The organism is Acinetobacter lactucae (genome assembly GCF_001605885.1).
GTDB classification, from domain to species: domain Bacteria; phylum Pseudomonadota; class Gammaproteobacteria; order Pseudomonadales; family Moraxellaceae; genus Acinetobacter; species Acinetobacter lactucae.
Genome location: NZ_LRPE01000039.1, coordinates 204024 through 216774 on the forward strand (window position 1 = coordinate 204024; position 12751 = coordinate 216774).

A 12751-nucleotide genomic window follows, 5' to 3' on the forward strand; every position below is an offset into this window, starting at 1 on the left:
CTACCCCACCTATAGCAGGGTTAAGACAGGAGGGGGATTTAAAGAGCCAAGATACGGAGACTGATAAGAATTAGACCAGTAATAGATTTGTGAAAGCTCATGTACACGCACAAAAGGTTCTTGAGCTTGTTGTGCATTTTCAGTCATCACTACATGAAAACATGAAGGTAAATGATCGTGATGATCTTGCCAGCTTAATGGAGCATTATCAGAATTTTCTACAATACCAACATGTTCAGTCTGCATATGGTATGAAGATTGATATACATTTAAATCTGCATGATGACCGAAATGTTGTAATGCCTTTTCCTGATTTTTATGCACGCAAAATGCTGCCGCCACATTCCATAAACTTTGGAATATCAGCAAACTAAACAAGATGGACATAAAAACTGCGGAACGTGGCAAAAGCACACCATTAAACTAAAAAGTTGAACAGAGCCACTATAACAGGCTGTAGGCATGTAATAAAATTACAAAACGTCAATTCACCAATTCACATCTTTTAATTTAAAACTTCTCTCACATTAGTCGAGATAAATATAATTTCTTTTTGAGTAATCATGATGTACAAACTTTTTTCTGTATCGATATTAACAATGTGCCTTGGATTAACAGGCTGTGCAACGAATTTATTGTCTAAGGCCTTACCAAATGAAACAACTGAAATTAAAACCACTGTTTTAAAAAATGATCAAATCATTGCTTTGGGACAAGCTGTTCAAAACCAGCAAGAACAAGGTTTCGTATTTGTGGGGCAAGCTTATAATTATTTAATGACAGATGGCAGCTCAAATCTTTTAAATATTATCAAAAGCATTCCAGTAGAACAGAGAACAATAAAGACACCCTCACCTCTTGTACTTGTGATGGATGATTCCACCCATTTTCATGGCGAGATAACGATTCGTTATAATACCCCTACTTCTCAAATAGATGAAAAACAAAAAGAACTTTTAAATACATTAGGTTTTAAAAATCAATTTATGGCGATGGAAAATCAAAAACAAGTTTTCTACCCTTTCACCATAATCCGTTTTAAAGGAAAGATTTATCAAAAAGCAGATAATCAGAAGATTCAACAGCAGCTCCCAACTCCCTACCCAGTCGCTCTACAACAAAAAGATGAAGTAACCAAGAAACATCCATTTAAACGTGTAACACGCATGGCTTTGTATCCTCTAGCAATGACTTTTGACGTTATTACAGTAGCCCCATCATTAATCTGGTCAGATTTGCATGGTGACTTTAACAAATAAAATCCTTCACTCTTAAAATAAAAAACCGGCCCGTAGGCTGGTTTTTGTTTAAGAAAATTTCTTTTGTTTAATATTTATAAATTTTCTAACATTAAGTAAAAAACTATTTTTATTTTTAAAGAATTATTGATTATCCAAGGAATACTCTATTGTTAGAGTAATTCCGCTAAGCGTAAAAACATCTGTAACTTTTATGTAAGCTAAAACCTCATCTGTTTTCATCCAAATGCGCTATATCATATTTACAAAAATAAACATAATATTTCAATATAAGGGACTAGCTTAAAAGTGTGAGTCAATTCAATCAAATTGAGGAACAAGGGAGAACTATCATGAATATGAAATCAATCAAGCATGGGCTTAATCACTTGTTTGCTTTTGAAAACTTACCTTCTGATATGCATTCGCAAGCTGTTGATGAGATTGAACAAGGTTTACGCTTTGAAGAGTTAGCCGAACAAGATCATGAACGTATGCAAAATTGGTTAGATATAACTCCTAATGACCGAAATGCCATGTGGTGTTATTTACGCGCAGCTTTACGTGGTAGCCCAGATGCTTCATTTAAACTTGGTATTGGTTATCTAAATGGACAATTTGGTCTAGATAAAAATTATAGTGAAGCTGAAAAGTGGTTACAAAAGGCCGCAAGTCAGGGCCATCCTGATGCAAAGCGCTGCTTACAGGAAGCCTTTAGTAAATTGGCTTTTTCATAAATAAAAAAACCAGCCCGTAGGCTGGTTTTTTAATTAACAGAAATTATCCGCTAATTTTTTTGTATTTAATACGTTTTTGAACAGCATCTTCACCTAAACGTGACTGACGATAAGCTTCGTATTCTGCATAGTTACCTGTGTAGAATTCTGGCTGTTCATTTTCAAATGACAAGATGTGTGTCGCGATACGGTCAAGGAACCAACGGTCATGCGATACCACCATTACTGTGCCTGGGAATACAAGAATTGCATCCTCAAGCGCACGTAAAGTTTCAATATCCAAATCGTTTGATGGTTCATCCAGTAAGATAACGTTTGCGCCTTGCTGTAAAATTTTCGCAAGTTGTAAACGGTTACGCTCACCACCAGACAATTCGCCTACGCGTTTTTGCTGGTCTTGGCCTTTGAAGTTAAAGCGACCGATATAAGCACGTGAAGCAATTTCATAATCGCCCACTTTCAAGATATCTAAACCACCAGAAACTTCTTCCCAAACAGTTTTGTTATTGTCTAGAGTGTCACGAATCTGACCTACGTAAGCCACTTTAACTGACTCACCTAAAGTCACAGTACCTGTATCAGGTTGCTGTTCGCCAGTCATCATACGGAATAATGTGGTTTTACCCGCACCGTTTGGACCAACGATACCCACAATTGCTGTTGGAGGTACAGTAAAAGATAAGTTTTCGTACAATACGCGGCCATCAAATGATTTGCTGATACCTTCCACTTCCACAACTTTATTACCCAAACGAGGGCCAGGTGGAATGTAGATTTCAGACGTCTCATTACGTTGCTGGAATTCTTTAGAGTTAAGCTCTTCAAAACGCTCCATACGCGCTTTGTTTTTCTTTTGCTGACCTTTCGCATTTGAACGAACCCATTCAAGTTCTTTCTTCAATGCTTTAGCAAAAGATTCTTCTTGCTTCTGCTCTTGTTCTAAACGAGCATTTTTCTGTTCCAACCAAGAAGAGTAATTACCTTGGTAAGGAATACCGTGTCCACGGTCAAGCTCCAAGATCCACTCGGCCACGTTATCTAAGAAATAACGGTCATGCGTAATCGCAACGATTGTGCCAGGGAAATCTTTCAAGAAGCGCTCTAACCAAGATACAGATTCTGCATCTAAATGGTTCGTCGGTTCGTCAAGAAGCAACATGTCTGGCTTCGAAAGCAGTAAACGACAAAGCGCTACACGACGGCGCTCACCACCTGAAAGCTTAGTTACATCTGCATCCCAAGCTGGAAGATTCAAGGCATCCGCCGCGATTTCAAGCTGGTTGTTTAGGTTGTGCGCATCCCAAGCATGGATAATTGATTCTAATTTTTCCTGCTCTTTCGCAAGTGCATCAAAATCAGCATCTGGGTCTGCATATTCTGCAAATACCTGATCAAGACGTTCTAAAGCATCTAAAGCTTCACGTACGCCATCTTCAACGTTACCACGAACATCTTTAGTTGGATCAAGTGGCGGCTCTTGCTCTAAATAGCCGATTTTAATTCCAGGTTGTGCACGAGCTTCACCAGAGAAATCTTTATCTACGCCAGCCATAATACGAAGCAAGGTAGATTTACCTGCACCGTTCAAACCGAGTACACCAATTTTGGCACCCGGGAAAAATGATAAAGAGATGTCTTTTAAGATTTCGCGCTTTGGCGGAACCATCTTAGACACTCGGTTCATCGTATAAATATATTGGGCCACGCAGGACTCCTCAATTGAAAAACCAATACATCGCATAAGCGATAAATAATCGCGCGTATTATACGCTGAAAACCCCAACAACTTGAAGTTATGATTTCCATCGTACGGATTTATCAAACAATTTTCTTTTTCAATAAGTTGCAAAATGTTTATGGATAAGATTTATACAGCGTTTCAGCGTATATTTTTCTATCTTTATTCCTAAAATTAGAAAACAAACCAGAATTTCTGCAATTTTGTACATAAATTTTAGGCTAGACTCGCTCAATATTTAACTCACGAAGATGATGTAATCATGACTTATAAAGATGAAACCTTAGCCATTCACGCAGGCTACTCACCCGAAGCAACAACAAAAGCAGTTGCGGTCCCTATTTATCAGACTACTTCTTATGCATTTGATAATACACAGCACGGTGCCGACCTTTTCGATTTAAAAGTTCAGGGCAATATTTATACCCGGATTATGAACCCGACCACTGCTGTACTTGAACAACGCCTTGCTGCACTTGAAGGTGGAATTGGTGCGTTAGCCTTGGCTTCTGGAATGGCAGCAATTACCTATGCCATCCAAACGATTACAGAAGCAGGAGACAACATTGCCTCAGTCTCAACTTTATATGGCGGGACGTACAATCTATTTGCCCACACATTACCAAAACAAGGCATTGAAGTTCGCTTTTTTGATTATCAACAACCAGAAAGCTTAAACAATTTAATTGACGATAAAACTAAACTTGTTTTTGTTGAATCGATTGGTAATCCACTTGGAAATATCATTGATTTAGAAGCAATTTCAAAAATCGCACATGAATATGGGGTGCCTGTTATCGTCGACAATACTGTTGCCACCCCTGCTTTATTAAAACCATTTGAATATGGTGCCGATATCGTTATCCATTCGCTTACTAAATATATCGGTGGACACGGTAATAGCATTGGTGGTGCGATTGTAGATAGTGGCAAATTCCCTTGGGGTAAATATTCAGATCGCTTTAAAGTTTTAAATACACCTGACCCAAGTTATCACGGGGTGAATTATGTCGAGGCATTAGGTGAGGCTGCTTATATAGCACGAGCTCGCGTTGTACCTTTACGTAATACAGGTGCTGCAATTAGCCCCCTAAGTGTTTTCTTAATTTTACAAGGTTTAGAAACTCTAAATCTCCGCATGGAGCGCCATACTGAAAATGCGCAAAAAATTGCGGAATATTTAAAAACTCATCCAAAAGTAAAATGGGTCAATTACGCAGGTTTAAAAGATCATCCGCAGCATCAGCTTGCTCAAAAATATGTAAAAGGTAAACCTTCTGCAATTTTATCTTTTGGCGTGCAAGATGGTCGTGAAGGTGGTACTCGATTCATTGATGCACTTCAGCTATTTACTCGACTTGTTAATATTGGTGATGCAAAAAGTTTGGCTTGCCACCCTGCAACTACAACTCATCGCCAGCTCAATGAACAAGAGCTGAAATCTGCTGGTGTAAGCGAAGATATGGTACGTCTTTCAATTGGAATTGAGCATATTGATGACTTAATTGCCGATTTAGAACAAGCACTTTCAGCTGTATAACTTTTAAACTATTCAACAAGCCTCTGGAAATAGAGGCTTTTTTGTTTTTTCATTTATTATATGATTAAAATAATTAATGGATTAAGATCGTATTTTAGAGTTTTTACTCTAAATAAATTGTTAAATTTCATATATTTACAGACTAGACAATTTTTAAACATCTATTAAGATAAGGGCAGTATTTATGAGTTCATCTGGATGAACCTACGGTTGTAAAAAATAAAAATTACATACCGGAATAAATAGTCCCTGCCCCTACTTAGGTAAAATGCTGTGAATAAAAAATTAGAAGCTCTGTTCCAGAAAAAGGTACAAGATAAAGTCATTTTAGTGACAGGCGCCTCGAGTGGAATTGGATTAACGATCTCAAACAAACTTGCTGATGCAGGTGCCCATGTTTTACTGGTTGCCCGTACCCAAGAAACGTTGGAAGAAGTGAAAGCAGATATTGAAAGCCGTGGTGGTAAGGCATCAATTTTCCCATGTGATCTCAACGATATGGAAATGATTGATCAAGTATCTAAAGAAATTTTAGCAACTGTGGATCACATTGATATTTTAATTAATAACGCAGGTCGTTCTATTCGCCGTGCCGTACATGAGTCTTATGATCGTTTTCATGACTTTGAACGCACGATGCAATTAAATTATTTTGGCGCGGTTCGTCTAGTTCTCAATATCTTGCCGCATATGATTCAGCGTAAAGATGGACAAATCATTAACATTAGCTCGATTGGTGTTTTAGCAAACGCAACCCGCTTCTCTGCGTATGTCGCATCTAAAGCCGCTCTTGATGCATTTAGCCGCTGTCTATCTGCCGAAGTTCATGCACACAAAATTGCGATTACTTCAATTTATATGCCATTGGTTCGTACCCCAATGATTGCACCGACTAAAATTTATAAATATGTACCCACACTTTCACCTGAGCAGGCTGCTGACCTAATTGCTTATGCAATTGTGAAACGTCCAAAACGTATGGCAACGAACTTAGGCCGTTTAGCTTCAATGACTTATTCTGTAGCACCAGGCATCAATAATATGTTTATGTCGATTGGTTTCCGTTTATTCCCAAGTTCGGATGCAGCGAAGGGACAAAAAACCGAGAAATTAAACTGGGCACAAAAAGCTTATGCACGTATTTTCCCAGGTGAACACTGGTAATTTTGAGTTAATCGCATAACGAATAAAAAGCGCCTTAAATAAGGCGCTTTTTTAAAATAAGGAACTGATCAATCAAGAAACTGAACGTGCCCTGTTTTTACATCGTAAATTGCACCCACAACTACAATCTCACCTCGATCCACCATATCTTTAAGCACACTGCTGTTATTAATAATATACTGGATGTTGTAGTGAACATTCATTGCTGTGACTTGACTGATAAAAGCATTACCTAATTCACGTGGCTGCATAATGTCATATACGCTATCAACCGAATGCATTAATGGCCCAAGCACATATTGAATGTGTGGCATTTCCTTCACATCAGACACTTGCTTTTGCTCTAAGCGTAATTGACATGCACTTGTCACCGCGCCGCAATCGGTATGTCCTAAAACAACGATGACTTTAGAGCCTTTAGCCTGACAAGCAAACTCAAGAGAACCCAGTACTTTTTGCCCAGCAATATTACCTGCAATTCGTAAGCTAAACAGATCACCAATACCCACATCAAAAATCATTTCGGTAGGAGCACGTGAATCCATACAACCAAGCACGGCTGCAATCGGGTGCTGTCCTTCATCTGCAGTCACACGAATTTGTCGATAAATATCGCGTTGAAGACGTTCATTTTTTACAAAACGTTCGTTCCCTTCTTTAAGTAAATTGACGACCTGTTGAGGACTCAGCTTTTGTTGCAAGTCATGTGTACTAATATCAATATCAAGTATGGCATCATCAACGTCTTGATAGTGTTGTTTGAACCCGACCAGTTTAAGATTTACTTGGCGTTTAATGGCCGTTTCACTTTGATAATCTTGAATAACTTGATAGATATCAGGATCAATCGAGTCACATTGAGTCGCATCAATAATGAGTTGTTGGTGTTTATGCACATGTTCTAATGCCGAAATCAGCGCAGAACGATTAAGAAAGGTTACTTGTGATGGAAGTTCAATACGAGTCACTACGCCATGTAAGCGCTTCTCTCTATAAACACGAATACCTTTATTAAAATTACCATAGAGAATAAAAGCACTACTGGTGAATAGGCCAATTAAAATTCCCATTAAAAGATCAGTCAGCAAAATTGCAACTAAAGTAATAATAAAAGGCAGGAACTGTTTCCAACCTTTTTGATAAAGCTGTTTAAATAATTTTGGATGGGTAAGCTTAAAGCCTGTCAGGATGAGGATCGCAGCCAATGCAGACAGAGGAATCATGTTCATTAATGGCACGAAGAACAAAACCGCTAACAGCAACAATACTCCATGAATAATGGTAGAGCATTTACTACGCGCACCCGTATTTGCATTCACCGAACTACGCACAATCACTGAGGTGACAGGCATTCCACCAATTAAGCCCGAAATGATGTTACCTGTACCTTGTGCCCAGAGTTCACGGTTAGGAGGAGAAGAACGTTTTTGAGGATCAATCTTGTCTGCCGCTTCTAGATTCAATAATGTTTCTAAAGATGCTACAACAGCGAGCGTAATGGCACCTGTGTAAATCATAGGCTCAGCTAAATAGCTAAAATCAGGAAAAATTAATACTTCTTCGGGTGCTTGTAAGATATTCGGTAACTGAATGAGGTTATCCATTTGCACTGCCCATGCAGAGCCAATACTCACTAAAACAAAATTTAAAACTGCTGCTAGCACAACTGCAATTAAAGCCGAAGGTAAAGTTAGTTTTTTTAGCGGACTACTATCCCACGCTAAAATTAGGAATAAACTGAGTAAACCAATAAGGGCAGCCCCTTCATCAAAACGTTGAAGGAATGCGTCTGGTGTTGAAGTCCAAACCTGTTTCCATGAAAAATCAGAAAGTCCGAACAGGTAAGGCAATTGTGTCGCAATTAGAATGACACCAATAGCAGCGAGTAATCCTAAAATGACATTATTAGGGATAAAGTTGGCAAAAAATCCTAACTTAAATAATCCAAATAGAATTTGTAGGACACCGGCAAAAATAATACATAATAAAAAGGCGGCATAATTGCCGCCTAGTTGTTCTAACTGTACAAGAATTACGGCAGTCAGCCCTGCCGCTGGGCCTGCAACACTAATGTGAGAACCACTGAGTAAACCCACAATAATGCCGCCTACAATACCTGCAATAATACCAGAGATGATGGGAGCACCCGAGGCTAAAGCAATACCCAAGCACAGCGGTAATGCGACGAGGAATACGACAACTCCGGATAAGAGGTCTTTTAAATGAAATCTATTTTTCAGGTTTAAAACCGACATAAAACAACCATTTATAATAAAAAGAAATAAGCAAAGTTGTACTATTACAGCCTGAAAGAGAATAAATGCTTCAAGGCTGGGTTGATGATGTCGGACAACTGAATCTCATTAAAGTTTAGTTATGCTATAACGTTGTGTATTTAATTGTGTATTTAACAACGATTTGTTGATCTTAAGATTCACCTCATCTTTAGGACTGCGATTTTTCTTAACCGATCTTTAATCCCTCTCAGAAATAATACTCCACCAATAAAAAAGCCCCCGACTGGAGGCTTCTTATCATCTTAAAGACTCTTATTTAGAACCTTTAATTCCTGCTTGCAATAACAATGCACCTAAACCACCAATCTTTTGTTCTTGTGGTTTTTCTTGCTTGTTACGCTGAGGACGTTCAGCTTGATCTTTACGTGGTTGAGGACGTTTACCTTGAGGCTTACGCTCAAAACGTTGTTCGTTATTTTGCTCACGGCGTGGTGGACGCTGTGCTTTTACAGGTGCAGAACCTTCGGCACGCATACTTAAGTTCACGCGATTACGTTCAGCATCAACCTGCATAACACGCACTTGTACGATCTGACCCGGTTTTACAACTTTATGCGGATCAGAAACGAACTCATTCGCTAATTCAGAAATATGAACTAAACCATCCTGATGCACACCAATATCAACAAAGGCACCAAAGTTTGTGACATTAGTAATCACACCTTCAAGCTGCATACCTTCAGTTAATTGGCCCACTTCAGTGATATCTTCACGGAATTTAGCAGTACGGAACTCTGGACGTGGGTCACGGCCCGGTTTTTCAAGTTCAGCTAATACGTCTTGAACTGTTGGCAAACCAAATTTGTCATCAACAAATTCATCAGCTTTTACTTGGCGAATGATTTCGGTATTACCAATGATGTCTTTCACAGTTGTGGCTTTTGCTGCAACAATTTTCTCAACAAGGCCATAACTTTCAGGGTGAACAGCAGAAGCATCTAAAGGTTCAGAACCATTTTGGATACGTAAGAAACCAGCTGCTTGTTCAAAAGTACGCTCGCCTAAACGTGGTACGCTTTTCAAAGCTTGACGGTTATCAAAACGACCATGCTCTTTGCGATACTCAACAATTTGCTGAGCAATCGCTTTATTCAAACCTGCAATGTAAGCCAAGATTGCTGGCGAAGCAGTATTTACATCAACACCAACAGCGTTCACACAGTCTTCAACTACCGCATCAAGTGTTTTAGCCAAACCAGTTTGATTCACATCATGTTGATATTGACCTACACCAATTGATTTCGGATCAATCTTAACAAGTTCAGCAAGAGGATCTTGTAAACGGCGAGCAATCGACACTGCACCACGAATTGAAACATCAAGTTCTGGAAGTTCTGCCGCAGCAAGTTCACTTGCTGAATAAACAGATGCACCCGCTTCACTTACAGTCACACGCGTTAATTTAAGGTCTGTATTTGCAGCCATCATTTCAGCCACTACAGCTTCCGTTTCACGGCTAGCTGTACCGTTACCAATGGCAATAAGCTCTACATTATATTCACGGCATAAACGTGCAAGCTCAGCAATAGAGCCTTCTTTATCTTCTTTAGGCGCAAATGGATAAATCGTGCTGTGGGCAAGTACATCCCCTGAATCACTCACGACTGCAAGTTTAACGCCTGTACGAATGCCAGGGTCAACACCTAAAGTCGTACGGCTACCCGCTGGTGCTGATAACAATAAATGACGAAGATTTTCAGCAAATACCTGCATTGCTTCGGCTTCGGCAGTAAGACGCTTCTCTGTCAGCAATGAATGCTCGATTTGAGGACGAACTTTACCCAACCAGAACAATTTAGCAGTTTGCTTTAAGAAGTCCTGACGTGCTTGAGGTTGAATTTGCTCAAGGTTGTATTCAGTTTCGATACGTGCCAATGGTGCATCATCTTCACCATCTACTTTTAAACCTAATACGTTTTCTTGACGGCCACGTAACATCGCCAATAAACGATGTGAAGGCAGTTTGTTCAGACCTTCAGAAAATTCAAAGTAATCACGGAATTTTTTACCGACTTCTTTCTTTTCTTCAGAAGCAACTGTACTTTTTAACACTGCAGTTTTTGCAAAAGTTGCTTTTAATTCTGTAGTAAGCGCAATATTTTGTGCCCAATCATCAATTAGAATATGCTGAATCGCATCTAATTGACTTTCAACATCTGGATAGTCTTCGTGACTAAAACCAGCTAATGCTTCTGTCGGGTCAACTTGTTCTGCAATAATTTTTTCAGCAATCGGTCCTAGACCTGCTTCTTTTGCTTTAAAAGACTTACTTGTACGCTTAGGACGATACGGTGCATAAATTTCTTCTAAAGCATTTTTTGTTTCGGCTGCATTCACCCGCGCCAACAAGTCATCACTCAATTTATTCTGTTCTTGCAATGACTGAATAACCTTTTCACGGCGCTCATATAAATCACGTAAATACGCTAAACGAGTATCTAATTGGCGTAACTGCGTATCATCTAAACCTTGTGTTACTTCTTTACGGTAACGGGCAATGAATGGAACACTGGCACCTTCGTCAATTAAGCGGATGGCAGCTTCTACTTGGTTTGGACGTACGGCAAGTTCACTTGCCAACTGCTGAACTAAGTCAGTCATCGTGTTTGATCCCACAAGGATAAAGTTTAAAAGCACTGATTATAAAGACCAAGCCCATAAAATCCACACTTGTTTGCGTATTCAAAACGTTTTTTTGTATTGACTCTGAATATTTATAGTTTTTACGACGATTAGAGCACATAAAAATAGGCGTTTAACTATGAAAAAATTAAGACTGAACCCTACCTTTTAATATTTATAAAATATAAACGTATGACTTGTGTCATGAATATGACAAAAATTTAATATAATTTATGAGAAAATGATCATATTGATACATAGCCCAAAAGATCAAAAGATTGAGGTTGAGCACTGTTTTATTCTTCTAATTTTTCATCAGGTTTAACTATTTGCCCAACTCAACGATTAAAAGCTCTATGATAGTCTATTAAGCCTGATAGAAATAATGCATTTCAAACAAAGAGTTATTGCGATTAAGGTGTTCAAAAATTATTGAAAATTTAAGTATTTGTTTTTTTTGAGCGGTCTTTGCTAAATTATGGGCTTAAGATGTTGTTTTTTGGTTTCAAACTACCTTGAAAATTGTAATTTTGAGCAAATTGATACATAGTCTAAACAAGAACATCGGCATTATACTGAGGGCTTGTTGGCAATAAGCCTCTCCGACCCAATAATATATAAATTATGACTTTAAAAGGGAGTACATCATGAGTTTAGTTGTACCTGCTGAACATCCTGAAACCGTACACAACGAAACGGATCGTGTCGAACGTATTTTAGTGGTCGATGACGATGTGCGTTTACGTACCCTCTTGCAACGTTTTTTGGAAGATAAAGGCTTTGTTGTAAAAACTGCCCACGATGCTTCGCAAATGGACCGTTTATTACAACGTGAGTTATTTTCACTTATCGTACTCGACTTTATGTTACCGGTTGAAGATGGTTTAAGTATTTGCCGTCGTTTACGCCAATCAAATATTGATACGCCAATCATCATGTTAACAGCACGTGGTAGCGATTCAGACCGTATTGCCGGTCTTGAAGCTGGTGCAGACGATTACTTACCAAAACCATTTAATCCAAATGAGCTTTTAGCACGTATCCGTGCGGTATTACGTCGCCAAGTGCGTGAAGTTCCGGGTGCACCGAGCCAACAAGTTGAAGTAGTTAGCTTTGGTCCATGGTCTTTAGACTTGTCTACCCGTACCCTGACACGCGAAGGTCAAATTGTTACTCTAACAACTGGCGAATTTGCAGTATTAAAAGCATTGGTACAACACCCACGTGAACCATTAACACGCGATAAATTGATGAACTTAGCGCGTGGCCGTGAATGGGGTGCAATGGAACGTTCAATTGACGTTCAAGTTTCTCGTTTACGTCGTTTGATTGAAGATAACCCTGCACGTGCACGTTACATCCAAACTGTATGGGGTGTGGGCTATGTATTCGTTCCAGATGGTGCTGAATAAGCT

Annotated in this window: 9 protein-coding genes; 5 read left to right on the top strand and 4 right to left on the bottom strand. The window is 39.0% G+C overall.

What is annotated here, in order from left to right; genetic code table 11:
- Window positions 1–9: 9 nt before the first annotated feature.
- Window positions 10–408, bottom strand: coding sequence for a cation efflux protein, CzcI-like (locus tag AWW73_RS16955; protein ID WP_031946966.1), 399 nt, complete (start codon window positions 406–408; stop codon window positions 10–12).
- 158 nt (window positions 409–566) lie between these two features.
- Here AWW73_RS16955 and AWW73_RS16960 point away from each other — a divergent pair, with 158 nt between their 5' ends.
- Both AWW73_RS16960 and AWW73_RS16965 read left to right on the top strand, forming a co-directional pair.
- On the top strand, window positions 567–1259 hold the full coding sequence (locus tag AWW73_RS16960) for a YidX family protein (RefSeq protein WP_062850233.1): 693 nt from the start codon (window positions 567–569) through the stop codon (window positions 1257–1259).
- Window positions 1260–1591: 332 nt separating this feature from the next.
- Entirely contained in the window at window positions 1592–1975 is a 384-nt protein-coding gene (locus tag AWW73_RS16965; RefSeq protein WP_057106461.1) for a tetratricopeptide repeat protein, read from the top strand.
- A 43-nt stretch (window positions 1976–2018) separates the two neighbouring features.
- Here the strand turns inward: AWW73_RS16965 and ettA are convergent, their stop codons facing one another.
- The gene (gene ettA, locus AWW73_RS16970; protein WP_062850234.1) at window positions 2019–3680 is read right to left on the bottom strand and encodes an energy-dependent translational throttle protein EttA; all 1662 of its coding nucleotides are present in this window, start codon (window positions 3678–3680) and stop codon (window positions 2019–2021) included.
- 295 nt (window positions 3681–3975) lie between these two features.
- On the opposite strand from ettA, the gene AWW73_RS16975 reads away from it, so the two are divergent.
- Complete coding sequence (locus AWW73_RS16975) at window positions 3976–5253, top strand: O-acetylhomoserine aminocarboxypropyltransferase/cysteine synthase family protein (RefSeq protein WP_062850235.1); 1278 nt, start codon at window positions 3976–3978, stop codon at window positions 5251–5253.
- Window positions 5254–5526: 273 nt separating this feature from the next.
- Entirely contained in the window at window positions 5527–6417 is an 891-nt protein-coding gene (locus AWW73_RS16980) for an SDR family NAD(P)-dependent oxidoreductase (RefSeq protein WP_062850236.1), read from the top strand.
- Between the two features lie 68 nt (window positions 6418–6485).
- Here the strand turns inward: AWW73_RS16980 and AWW73_RS16985 are convergent, their stop codons facing one another.
- Both AWW73_RS16985 and AWW73_RS16990 read right to left on the bottom strand, forming a co-directional pair.
- Window positions 6486–8672 (bottom strand): solute carrier family 23 protein, encoded by a 2187-nt coding sequence (locus tag AWW73_RS16985; RefSeq protein ID WP_062850237.1) that lies wholly within the window; start codon window positions 8670–8672, stop codon window positions 6486–6488.
- Between the two features lie 294 nt (window positions 8673–8966).
- Window positions 8967–11315, bottom strand: a complete 2349-nt coding sequence (locus AWW73_RS16990) for a Tex family protein (protein WP_031949534.1) — start codon at window positions 11313–11315, stop codon at window positions 8967–8969.
- Window positions 11316–11983: 668 nt separating this feature from the next.
- On the opposite strand from AWW73_RS16990, the gene ompR reads away from it, so the two are divergent.
- Complete coding sequence (ompR, locus tag AWW73_RS16995) at window positions 11984–12748, top strand: osmolarity response regulator transcription factor OmpR (protein ID WP_000060753.1); 765 nt, start codon at window positions 11984–11986, stop codon at window positions 12746–12748.
- The last annotated feature ends 3 nt before the right edge of the window (window positions 12749–12751 follow it).

Excerpts from the sequence above, each read along its gene's own strand:
- AWW73_RS16960 (WP_062850233.1), top strand. The coding sequence starts at position 567 with ATGTACAAACTTTTTTCTGTATCGATATTAACAATGTGCCTTGGATTA.
- AWW73_RS16965 (WP_057106461.1), top strand. The coding sequence starts at position 1,592 with ATGAATATGAAATCAATCAAGCATGGGCTTAATCACTTGTTTGCTTTT.
- AWW73_RS16975 (WP_062850235.1), top strand. The coding sequence starts at position 3,976 with ATGACTTATAAAGATGAAACCTTAGCCATTCACGCAGGCTACTCACCC.
- AWW73_RS16985 (WP_062850237.1), bottom strand. The coding sequence starts at position 8,672 with ATGTCGGTTTTAAACCTGAAAAATAGATTTCATTTAAAAGACCTCTTA.
- AWW73_RS16990 (WP_031949534.1), bottom strand. The coding sequence starts at position 11,315 with ATGACTGACTTAGTTCAGCAGTTGGCAAGTGAACTTGCCGTACGTCCA.
- ompR (WP_000060753.1), top strand. The coding sequence starts at position 11,984 with ATGAGTTTAGTTGTACCTGCTGAACATCCTGAAACCGTACACAACGAA.